Consider the following 11,418-nt stretch of genomic DNA (forward strand, 5'->3'; position numbering starts at 1 on the left):
CGGGCGGCTTGGTTCCCATTTCCGCCTGCGCGGGCTAGATTGGCACGCGATGCGAAGCGACCTCGAACACCTGCCGGACAAGAAGCGCCGCGATCTCGACCGGATCGTCGAAGTGCTGTTCGCCGAGTTCGAGCAGGCGACGTCGCTGTCGACGCAGAAATGGCGTCGGCAGGGCCGCATTCTCAAGGTGATCCTCTACGGATCGTACGCGCGCGGCGACTGGGTCGACGATCCGATCGGCGGCTACCAGTCCGACTATGACATCCTCGTCGTGGTCAGCGACGAGCGGCTGACCGAGCCGGGCGAGTTCTGGGCCAAGGCCGACGACCAGTTCGTGCGCGAGGTGACGATCTCCAGGCGCATCTCGGCACCGGTCACCTTCATCGTCCATAGTCTTGCCGACGTGAACAACCAGCTGACCCAAGGCCGGCCATTCTTCATCGACGCGATCGAGCAGGGCATCGCGCTCTACGAGGTCGAGGACTATCCCTTCGTCACGCCCCAGCCGCTCGAGCCCAAGGCTGCTTTGGCGGAGGCACGCAAGCATTTCGACCAGTGGTTTCCAAGCGCATCTGAATTTCTCGAACTCGGGAAAATCGCGGCTGAAAACGGCATGCTGAATAAAGGTGCGTTCCTGTTTCATCAGGCTGCCGAGCAGTTTTACCACTCCGTTTTGCTTACCCTGACGCTGTACAGTCCCAAGTCACACAAGCTGAACTTCTTGCGCAGCCAGGCCGAGCCGCTGGTCCACGAGCTCATCGCCGTCTGGCCGCGCGATACGCGCTTTGCCCAGCGGTGTTTCGAGCTGCTCCGCCAGGCCTATGTCAACGCGCGCTATTCGCCCCACTACAAGGTGACGCCCGCCGAGCTCGAATGGCTCGCCGAGCGCGTGGCTTTGCTCCAGCAGCTGGTAAAGGATGCCTGCGAGGCACGGCTCGCCTCGGGCTGATCTGTTGATCTCCAAGTAATATTAGCAGTCAGCGCCCCGGGCGCTGGCGCACCCGGTCGTGCTCTCGCGGCACGCCGCCGAGCCGCGGCTGCGTCTCGGCCATTCGGCTTCGATCACTGGCGCAGAGGTGCGGTCGCCGCTGGCGCGGCGGCGTCGTGGGTCGGGGCCTCCCCGGTCAGCGGGAGTGGCCGGCGCGCCCTCCTAGGCCCGGCTCGGCCGGTGGCAACCCGCAAGGCTTGCGGGTGCTCCAGTGCCTTTCGCCCTGCGGTGCCGCCGCCCGCTCGAACCGGGCCTTCCGGTCGCTCGTCGCCGCCCACCCCCCGCTGTCCGGGGAGCCATGCTGGGCGGGGAAAGGAGATCGGGACATGCACAGGAACACCAACGAGCGTCGTGTTTCGGGAGAGCGCGGGAAGGCGCGCGCGGATCGCGCATCGCTCTATGACGAGGTGACGGGACGGATCATCACCGACCTGGAGGCGGGGCATGTGCCCTGGGTCCAGCCATGGGGGACCGACGGATCGAGTGTCGGTCCCGGCCTGCCGCGCAATGCGCTGACCGGCCGGCCCTATTCGGGGATCAACATCCTCATCCTGTGGGGCGAGGTCATCGCCAGGGGCTATCCGTCGCAGGGTTGGCTGACCTTCCGCCAGGCGCTCGCGGCGGGTGGCCATGTCCGCAAGGGCGAGGTTGGAACGACCGTCGTCTATGCCGACCGCTTCGTGCCCGAGGCGGAAAAGGAACGTGCGATCGCCGAGGGTGGCGATGCCCGCGCGGTTCCCTTCCTCAAGCGCTTCACCGTCTTCAACGCCGCGCAATGCGAGGGGCTGCCCCCCGATCTCGCCGCGGATCCGGCGCCCTTGCCCAAGCGCGAGATCGTGCCGGTCGCCGAGGAGGTCATCGCTGCCTCCGGCGTCGCGTTCCGGGTCGGGGGCGACAAGGCCTATTACGCGCCGTCGCCGGACGTCATCGTCGTGCCGCCGCAGCCGGCCTTCTTCGACCAGGTCAATTACTACCGGACCTGCCTCCACGAACTGACCCATGCGACCGGCCACGCCGCGCGCCTGGGCCGTGACCTGTCCAGCGCCTTCGGGACGCCCGGCTATGCCCGCGAGGAACTGGTCGCCGAGATGGGGTCGGCCTTCCTCTGCGCCGCGCTTGGCATCGTGCCGACCGTCCGCCATGCCGACTATATCGCCGCGTGGCTCGCCGTCCTGCGCGAGGACAACCGCGCGATCTTCCGTGCGGCCGGGGCCGCGTCGCGCGCTGCCGACTGGTTGCTTACCCGGCATGCCGAGGCGCAAGCCCGGAGGGTGGCGGCATGACCCTCCTGACCCCCGACCTGCGCTTCGCCCTGCGCACCAACGACCTGGCCCGCCGCGCGGCCGGGCGCACTGGTGAGGCGGAACCGGACCCCATGCCGGTGGTGAAGCTGTTCAATCCGCTGGGTGCCGGAACATGGCTGGCGACCGAGCTCTGGGAGGATGGCGACACGCTGTTCGGCCTCGCCGATCTCGGCTTCGGCTGTCCCGAGCTCGGCGCCTTCTCGCTGCGCGAACTCGCCGCGCTCCGCTTGCCCTATGGACTCCAAATCGAGCGCGACATCGGCTTCGAAGGTCTCGTCCCGCTCTCGGTCTGGGCGGCGACCGCGCGGAGTGCCGGGTCGATCATCTGGGCGGAGGCGCTGCTGCGGCGCCAACCGCCCACCGAACCGGATGGCGGATAACGCGGGCGAAGGGGAGCCGGTCGCCGTCGCACCGGCTCCTCGATACGGCGCTAGGCGAGGGATTGGCTCGCGACGCGCTGGCGCGACCAAGGCGGCAGGGCCTGACAAAAAATCGCGCGCCGCCGCCCCGCTGCGGGGGCGACGGCGCGCTGTCGAAAAGGAAAGAATCGCCCGTGGTCGCGATACCCGCCATCGACAAAATGACAGCTTATCAACGCGGACGAGGGCGTGCTGCCTCGCGAGCGTCGATGTCTGCGGCGAGTATCAACGGGGGCATCGCCACGACAATCACCTCGACCGGCTCGGCGTACATGGCGACGGCGGGTGGTGGCAGGGTGGCAACGGACCATGCCACCCAGCGCTGACGTATCTGAGCGGCATTCCCCCGCCCGTCGGGATATCACCACTCGGGAGGATCACGGCTCACGCGGGTCGATCAGGCCAATTGGGCGGTCGCTCTCCTCACGGCCTATGGCCTGTCATTTCCAGCCATCGAACCGCTGCACGACATGGGGTGGCCGGGCTTGGTAATCGGTCTATCGGCGGGAGGATCCAGGCCCGGTATCACGCCAATGGGGAACTGGCCGGCTGGCGAATCCGGCATCGGTCATCACGGGGCTCCCGATCTGTTCGGTGTCCAAGTCTCCCAAGCAAGAGCCGCCCTCCCACGGCCTCGCCGACGGCGGGTCTGGCAGGCCCACTCCTGTTCCCGCGCAACGGCTGCGCCGTCCTCCACGTCCGTTTCGGCCTTCGGTGCGCGTCGTCGCGCGCCTGCCGGTCGACCGCCTGTCGAGGCCGCAAGAGGGCGGCTCTCGCGAGCAAGGATACAGTGACATGGCACAGATCGGCAGCTTCGTCCGCGATGACAACGGCGTCTTCGCAGGCACCATCCGCACCCTGACGCTCAACACCAAGGCGACGATCCGCCCCTGCGAACGCGACAACGACCGCGCCCCCGACCACCGCATCCACGCCGGTGCGATCGAGATCGGCGCGGCCTGGACCAAGGCCGCGCGCGAGAGCGGCACCGAGTATCTCAGCCTCAAGATCGACGATCCCTCGCTGCCCGCACCCATCTACGCGCAGCTGGTGCAGGGCGACGGTGCGGAGTGGAAGCTCATCTGGTCCCGCTGACCGGCCCAGGGAGTGTCCAAGACCGCCGATGCGGTTTCCGACACTCCCGCCTCAAGGCCGGTTCCCGCAGTCCTGGGGTCCCAGGCGACCGATCCCGGGTCGCCGATTTGCGAAGGACACCGCAAGCATGGACCTCGACGACGAGATCACCCGCGCGAACCGCGCCAAACGCGGCTCACCCTTCCTCAACACCGACCAGGCCGCCGCCTATCTCAAGCTGTCGGGCCGGCAGTTGAAGCGCCTGCGCCGCACTGGCAAGGGGCCGCTCTATCGCCGCCACAGCCGCTTCGTCCAATATCATATCGACGATCTCGACGGCTGGAGCCGCGAGCATGCCGGGCGGGATTTCGAACGATGAGCACGCGTCGACCCGGCATCGCCGGCACGCCGCTGCTCGACTGGGGCGACACGCTGCGCGCCGACAAGGCAAGGCATCGGCGGCGCGTCCGGCGGATCGCCATCGGCGCGGTCGGCATCGCTGTCGTGCTGTCGACCGTCGCGCTGCCGCCCGCGCCCCGCCTCGTCTGGAACGCGAGCGCCAGCGCGCCCATCGGCCTCTATGCGGTCTCCCCCGGCACCGCGGCACGGCCCGGCGACATGGTGGTCGCGCAATTGCCCGAGCCCTATCGGCGGCTCGCCGCCACGCGCCGCTATCTCCCCCTGAACGTGCCGCTGGTGAAGCGGGTTGCGGCTACGGCCGGTGACGAGGTCTGTGCGCTGGGGCGCCGGGTCTTCGTCAACGGCCGGCCGGTCGCCGAGCGCCTGGACGTCGATCGCGCGGGGCGGCCAATGCCGCATTGGTCGGGATGCCGGCGGCTGCGCGGGGACCAGCGCTTCCTCCTGATGGACGCGCCCGCATCGTTCGACGGACGCTATTTCGGGGTGACCGAGGGCGTCGATATCGTCGGCAAGGCGCGGCTGCTATGGGCATGGTGAGGCTCTGGATCGCCGCCGTGTCGGCGCTCTATGCCGGGCCAGTGCATGCGGAAACGGTCGCCGACTTGCGTCCCTATATCGTCGAGGCCTCGAGCCGTTTCGGCGTGCCGACGGCGTGGATCGAGCGCGTCATGCGGGCCGAGAGCGATGGGCGGACGATGCTCGACGGGCGCCCGATCCGCTCCTCGGCGGGTGCTATCGGTCTGATGCAATTGATGCCCGGCACATGGGTCGACATGCGCGCCCGGCTCGGCCTCGGCGACAATCCCGACGACCCGCGCGACAACATCCTCGCCGGCACGCTCTACCTGCGGCTGATGTACGATCGGTTCGGGTATCCCGGCCTGTTCGCCGCGTACAATGCCGGCCCGGGGCGCTATGCCGACTATCTCGCGGGACACGCTCGCCTGCCGGCCGAGACGGCGGCCTATCTCGCCAGGGTCGCACCGCCGACATCCGGACGGATGCCGGTGCGGATACCGGCAGCCCAGCCGCCATCGCTGTTCGCGGTGCGCAGGGATGTGCGAGTGGTCTATCCAGGCAGTGAAGAAACGGCTCTCGGATCGTCGATTTTCGTCGCACTCTCGAAGGCGGATTGAGCGCGATGAGCCTCGCATATGCGCTCCGCGGCGCGCTACTTCTTCGCCGTCCTTATAGCTGCTCGGCCACCCTCCCGACACCGTTCCCGATGGTGAGGACGACCACGCGGAAGGTCGTGATGGGCATGGTCGAGGACACAGGTGCGGCGTCGGACCGCGAGATGAACGCATTGAGCGCCTGGGTGGAATGGCCGTCCGGACGCGGTGCCGGAGGGGCATTGGCGCACCGGTTTGCGGCGGCCGGGGAAGCGGCATTGCGCTGGAATACATGCGGCAAGGAACGCCGGACCGGGCGTTCGATACCACGCTCGAAGCGCACGCATCGCGAGCTTTCTTGCCGTGATAGACGGCGGTGGCCCGGCATCGGTTCTCCCCCATTTTCTAACCTTGGGGATGCGGAGGAAGGAAGGAAGGAGAAACAAGATAAAGGCAGTGTCTCGCGACACCGCATAAGCACCTGTCTGCACATCCTTTTTTCAGGAGACAGCAGCCTGCGGCTGCGAGACTGTCGCACAAGAAGTGGCGGAAATTCGTTAGGCTCGGCTCGAAATCGCGAGACTTCGGGGCATTTCGATGCCTGACGACGACTTCAAGCCGAAGCTGGGCAGGAGCCGGAGCAAGGACGGCAAGCGCGCGCCGACATATGGCGGGCGCATCCTCGCCGCGGCGCGACTCGCCGGCACCAAGACCGGCGTGACGGCGCGCCGCTTCGACGGCAGCCGGATCGGGCGCGGCGCGAGCGTCGGCCGGCTGCTCTCTAGTCGCGATCGATTCAGAGGCATGCGCGCGCGGCGGGCGGTGGTGAAGGCGAGCCTCATCCGGCTTCGCGGGAAAGGCGGCCAGGCCGCCCGCGCCCACATGCGCTACATCCAGCGCGACGGCGTCACTCGGGAAGGGTTGCCGGGCGAGCTCTATGGTCCGGATACCGATCGCGCCGACGGCGACGATTTTCTCAGGCGCACTGCCGGCGATCGGCACCAGTTCCGCTTCATCGTATCGGCCGAGGATGGCGCCGAATATCCCGACCTCAAGCCCTATGTCCGCCGCCTTATGACGCAGGCCGAGCAGGACCTCGGCACGAAGCTCGACTGGGTCGCGGTCGACCACTTCAACACCGAGCGCCCGCACACCCATATCGTGCTGCGCGGCGTCGATGATCGTGGCGACAATCTCATCATCGCCCGCGAGTATATTTCGCATGGTCTGCGCGAGCGCGCGTCGGAGCTGGTGACGCTCGACCTCGGGCCGCGCACCGACCGCGAGATCGAGGATCGTCTCCGCCACGATGTCGACCAGGAGCGGCTGACCGCGATCGACCGGCGATTGTTACGGCGGATGGATGCCGATCGCACCGTGGCGGCGACGGACAATGATCCCTTCCAGCAGTCGATCGCGGCGGGTCGGTTGCGCAAGCTCAGGGCGATGGACCTGGCCGAAGATCTGGGTGGCGGCCGCTACCGGCTGGCGGAAGGGCTTGAGGACACGCTGCGTCGCATGGTCGAGCGCGGTGACATCGTCCGGCTCATGCAGCGCGAACTGACCGGGCGCCGGCTCGACCGCGCCGGGGTCGAGCAGGTGATCACCGTGGAGCTACGCGAACCGCTCGTCGGACGCGTGATCCACCGTGGCTTTTCGGATGAGCATCGTGATCGCCATTACATGATCATCGATGGCATCGATGGTCGCGTCCATTATGTCGATATCGGGCGCGGCGACGCGACGCCATCGGTGCCCGAGGGGGCCACGGTGCGGATCGAGCCGACCAAGGCCGCAGCGAGCCAGGCGGATCGTACGGTCGATGTCGTCGCCCGTGCCAACGGCGGTCGCTACTCGGTCGACCTGCACCTGCGCCACGATCCTAGTGCCAGCGAGGCGTTCGCAACCAGCCATGTGCGGCGGCTCGAAGCGATGCGCCGCGCGGGCGCCGGACCAGATCGTTTGGCGGACGGCAGCTGGATCATCCCCGGCGATCATCTCGCCCGCGCCGAAGCCTTCGCGCAGCGGCAGCAGCGCGATCGTCCGGTTACGCTGTCGATATTGTCGTCACGGCAAGTCGGCGACCTCTCGACGGTCCAAGCGCCGACGTGGCTCGATAGCGAGCTAGCGACCGGCATCGGCGCCCCAGTGCGCGATGCGGGCTTCGGGCGAGAGGTACGGACAGCGATGGCCGCGCGGAGGCAGTGGCTGATCGAGCAGCAATTGGCGACGGGCGAAGGCCGGGAATTCCAGCTGCGCAATGGCGCGCTGGATGAGCTTGGCCGGCGTGAGATGCGGGATGCCGGCGGCCGGCTCGCCCAGCAGTTCGGCAAGCCGTTCGAACCGGCGCAAAACGGGGACCGCATCGAGGGCGTGATCGCGCGTCGCGTTGACCTGGAAAGCGGAAGCTACGCCGTCGTCGAACGGTCGCGGGATTTTACACTCGTACCATGGCGCGATGTGCTGGAGCGCAACATCGGCAAGGCCACCTCGGGGATCATGCGAGCGGACGGCATCAGTTGGCAGTTCGGGCGAGGACGATCAGGTCCGACGATCAGCTGAATTTGGATCTGTGCCGTGCAGGATGCGCGCCCATGAAGGCCCGACTAGTTCCTAGCCCGCGCGCAATCCCGACGAGCTCGCCATCGGCTACTGCTCGCGAGACAGTCAGAGGATGGACGCACGCGTTGCGTAATTCGAGCGCGCAAACGATCTGTCGCTTGAGCAGGTCTATCAAAAGCTGGCGCTGGGTCGATGCCGTAATGTGTTACATATCCTGGGTGAAAAATGCGGAGACCCCCAGGATATGTATCATTGGGGGCTGCCGGCACTGAAGCGAAATCCGGACGGCACCTGCACCATTCCTGGTGATCATCTCGCCCGTGTGAAGCGTATCGTCAGTCCCACGTACCTGAAGACATTGCGACGCGCCGGTGACGTCGACGATTATCGCGATTATCCGGTGCGCTTTGCCGTGTTTGATGGTGCGCCGGAATTGACCAGGGTGTTGCCCATCGTTCTTAGCGTCTGATCTCGACAGTCGTTGTCGCTTGCCATGATCACGGCCCGCGGTCGGAATATGCCAAATGGACGACCGTGTGCGCTGCCTTCAATTTTTGGGCCGCCAACAGGGAGGTCGGAACTCTGGTGGGGAGCGGAACGGCCGCTTCCGAGCGCTTAGACGGCGTAAGCGGACGGTTGTTCATGAAGCTAGTGACGGCATCTACGCGCCCTATTTTCGGTCGTTAGCGAGGCAGGACATGCAGCTCGAAGCGGTGATGCGCTCGTAGGATAGCCTATTAAACGACTTTCGCTTTCGGTGGTTGCTCCAAATCCTTGCGGCGTTCGCTTGCGGCTTGGCCCTTCTTTTTGTGTGTCGCGATAAATCCTTTGAGTTCAATCAGGTCCGATTCCATCTGCTTCTTGTCGGGAGCATCGATCTGTTTTGCATTTGCTTGATCGTGTCCGGAGCGTTCCGAAGCACGCTTCATGGCGAAGAAGATCGTCCGGTAATCGTTGTCGTCGATATCGACCATCTTCAGGCTTTGGGTCTTCACATCAGATCCAAACCGCTCGACCACGCCGCCTAAAACCACCTCCTCTACCGCGCGCTCCCACGTTTCGCGGAGATCGGTGTAGAACTGTTTGACGTGGCGGCGCAGCTCTTCGCTATCTGCGGCGAGCCCATCCGGGATGGACTTTAGCTGCTCTTCCAATGCCCGCTCTCGTTCGCGCACTTTCTTGGCGATCCAAGGCTGGTCATTAATGGACACGAGACCAAATCCGTCCGTCGAGTGCTGAATAAGACATGGCAGCGCCGGAACTTGCCGATCGCGATCGGCACAGGCGCGAAGCACTTCCTGATAGAACAGCAAATTATGAGTGAAGATGATCACTTGTCGGCCGCGCGCCGCCTCATCCACGAAGCGGTTGGCCACGCGGCGGATACGCTGATGATCGAGGCTGGTTACAGGATCATCGACGATGATGGCGCCCTTGCTCTCGCTGACATGCACATCTGCCAAGAAGCAGGCAATGGCGAGCGCCCGCTGCTCGCCTTCGCTTAAGACCGCCGACTTTTTCGCGCGGCCGACGCTCGCGAGCGCCATTTCGAAGAAGCTCTTCCCGGACGCACTCTGCTCGGTAAATCGCAGCGGGACGTGCTCTATGCCGAGGCCTGTAATCTCGCGCTCGATCCGGCCGCGTAATTCGGGGGTGACGAGCTCGCCCCTCAAGGACGACGCGAGGATCGAAATCGGGCGCGTGCCCAACGCGGCCACGCAGGCCAGGTAGCGCTGGCGGTCGGCAAGACCGTCGCGTCGGTTGATCATCATCTCGATACAGCCGGCCAATGTCTCGCGGTCGCGTAACTCTTGCTCCAGCGCGGTCGCCGCCGGATCGACACCACCTTCCTGCTCGAGCGTCGCGGCGCGGGCGAGAAGATCATCTGCGGCGCGAGAGAGCGTGACGATCGCCGCGATTTCTGGGCGGTCGCCGACGGCTGATCTCCCTTCCAGGTAATCAACCAGGCGTTGCCGATGCTCATTCAACGCCCCCATCGCTTCCGCAGCACGTTCGACAATTGCGCGCAGCGCCTCGTCACTGGCGCGATGCTCGGCGAGGGTCTGCAGGACCTGTTCGGCAGCAACGAGATCCAGGGCGCGAAGCGCCGCTAGGCGTGTCGCGATGGCGTCGTTAGCAGCACCCACCGCTGCGGCCGCCTCCGCCTCGATATAGGCGTCGAATGCGGCAAATCGGTCTCGCGCTTCCGCGTCCAATGGCCGCTGACAGAGCATGCAGGGGTCGCCTGTCTCGAACGCGCCATCTTCAGGCACGAGCCCGGCTTCCGCGGCGAACCGCCGTGCGAGAAGAAACAACTGGCGCCATGTATCACTGCCGGTTGCCGCAATCGGGAAGCGGCCGACTTGTTCGGCCGCGAACGCATCGGCAGCGACGCGCGCGTCGGCGCGCTTGCGCACGAGCTCCGCATCCTGATCGATCTGCGCCTGCCCGAGTGAGGGGATCGCGGCGATACCCTTGTCGGCGATCAGCTTGGCGGCGTCGCCCAATCGGCGGAGCGTTCTGGCCTGGGCGGCCGGGCCTTGAGCAAGTTGTAATCGCACATCGGCAAGCTGGGCGGCGGCGTTGTCGTCCCAGATTGCCGCAGCCCGAAGCGCGTCGGCCGACGGTAGATCGGTGAGCGCTGTTACTGTCGATAGCTTAGTGACGAGCGCTCCGGCCGTCGTAGTCGGTGAGAATTGCCTACCGACGGCGCCGCTATGGGCGGTGGTCAACGCGTCGGATGCTGTCTGACATTGCTGCGCGGCCATCCCATAGAGCTGACCCAAAGTGGTCAGGCAGCGGACTTCCGGCGGGAGGAACAGGATCTCGGTCTTGTCTTCGACATAGGTGCGCGCGTTGGCGGTATCGAGGAAGGTCATGTGCGCACATGCGCCGGGGAGAGCCGTACCCTCGACCCATTGATATGCGACCGCATCGGCGTCCCCGGTCTTGACGGTAAATCCTACCGTGGGCGCCGCCTCATTCTCTTTGTAGACATTCCCCTGCAGCGTGAACGGAACGCGCGACGTGCAGAGGCGGCGTGCCGCGCGGGCGTAGCCGCTCTTGCCCGAGCCATTTTCGCCGAAGATGATCGTCAGCCCGTCGAGCGCGAATTTGAGCTCCTGACCTGGAACCAGTCGATCGACATGGTCGAGCGGGCCGATCGAGCATATGAGAGCGTGGGCAGCAGCAGTGCCATTCGGGACGAGGCAAGCCTCGTCGAAGGCCATGCATTTTAACTGCCCCTCGACGGATATCCCGTGCGCCGCCTGGACCCGGATTGCGATGGCTTCCGCATCTTCCGCAGTCGGGCCATCGGCCAGTGCTGCTCGCTGCAGCGCATCGCTCACCCAAGCGCTTTGGCCTGCTATCCAGTCCCCCAGCTTCCCCACTTGATCCTCCTCAGCCGACCTCTTTCACCGCTAGAGCGGTTTTCGATCAGTCTGCATCATATCCGCACGCGGCGAAGTAGTTGGCACATTCCTGTGGTGAGTAGAGGTCGAGGATGCGGCCGATGGCGTTCCATAGGCCATGGATGG

10 protein-coding genes are annotated in these 11,418 nt (G+C 65.8%); 9 read left to right on the plus strand and 1 reads right to left on the minus strand.

The genetic code is table 11. The features are described 5' to 3' along the window. Positions 1-49 precede the first annotated feature (49 nt). The 9 genes from U1703_RS09375 to U1703_RS09415 all read left to right on the plus strand — a co-directional run bounded on the left by U1703_RS09375 (position 50) and on the right by U1703_RS09415 (position 8,348). Positions 50-949, plus strand: a complete 900-nt coding sequence (locus U1703_RS09375; RefSeq protein WP_332785475.1) for a HEPN domain-containing protein — start codon at positions 50-52, stop codon at positions 947-949. 365 nt (positions 950-1,314) lie between these two features. After that, a complete protein-coding gene (locus U1703_RS09380) occupies positions 1,315-2,271 on the plus strand; it encodes an ArdC family protein (RefSeq protein ID WP_332785476.1) in 957 nt (318 codons plus the stop codon). After that, positions 2,268-2,672 carry a DUF2958 domain-containing protein gene (locus U1703_RS09385; RefSeq protein ID WP_332785477.1) on the plus strand — a complete coding sequence of 135 codons (405 nt, stop codon included), beginning with the start codon at positions 2,268-2,270 and terminating at the stop codon, positions 2,670-2,672. Before U1703_RS09380 ends, U1703_RS09385 begins: the two co-directional genes overlap by 4 nt. An 834-nt stretch (positions 2,673-3,506) precedes the next feature. Then, positions 3,507-3,806: a DUF736 domain-containing protein gene (locus U1703_RS09390; protein ID WP_219018253.1), complete on the plus strand. Its 300-nt coding sequence runs from the start codon at positions 3,507-3,509 to the stop codon at positions 3,804-3,806. Between the two features lie 127 nt (positions 3,807-3,933). Then, positions 3,934-4,164, plus strand: a complete 231-nt coding sequence (locus tag U1703_RS09395; RefSeq protein ID WP_332785478.1) for a helix-turn-helix domain-containing protein — start codon at positions 3,934-3,936, stop codon at positions 4,162-4,164. Continuing rightward, positions 4,161-4,742, plus strand: a complete 582-nt coding sequence (locus tag U1703_RS09400; protein WP_332785479.1) for a S26 family signal peptidase — start codon at positions 4,161-4,163, stop codon at positions 4,740-4,742. Before U1703_RS09395 ends, U1703_RS09400 begins: the two co-directional genes overlap by 4 nt. Further along, positions 4,730-5,341 (plus strand): lytic transglycosylase domain-containing protein, encoded by a 612-nt coding sequence (locus U1703_RS09405; protein WP_332785480.1) that lies wholly within the window; start codon positions 4,730-4,732, stop codon positions 5,339-5,341. Before U1703_RS09400 ends, U1703_RS09405 begins: the two co-directional genes overlap by 13 nt. A 573-nt stretch (positions 5,342-5,914) precedes the next feature. Beyond that, positions 5,915-7,879 carry a relaxase/mobilization nuclease RlxS gene (gene rlxS, locus U1703_RS09410; protein WP_332785481.1) on the plus strand — a complete coding sequence of 655 codons (1,965 nt, stop codon included), beginning with the start codon at positions 5,915-5,917 and terminating at the stop codon, positions 7,877-7,879. 202 nt (positions 7,880-8,081) lie between these two features. Continuing rightward, positions 8,082-8,348 carry a hypothetical protein gene (locus U1703_RS09415; RefSeq protein ID WP_332785482.1) on the plus strand — a complete coding sequence of 89 codons (267 nt, stop codon included), beginning with the start codon at positions 8,082-8,084 and terminating at the stop codon, positions 8,346-8,348. 268 nt (positions 8,349-8,616) lie between these two features. Here the strand turns inward: U1703_RS09415 and U1703_RS09420 are convergent, their stop codons facing one another. Continuing rightward, a complete protein-coding gene (locus tag U1703_RS09420) occupies positions 8,617-11,229 on the minus strand; it encodes an AAA family ATPase (RefSeq protein ID WP_332785483.1) in 2,613 nt (870 codons plus the stop codon). Positions 11,230-11,418: the final 189 nt, after the last annotated feature.

This window comes from Sphingomonas flavida, assembly GCF_036663655.1.
GTDB lineage: Bacteria > Pseudomonadota > Alphaproteobacteria > Sphingomonadales > Sphingomonadaceae > Sphingomonas.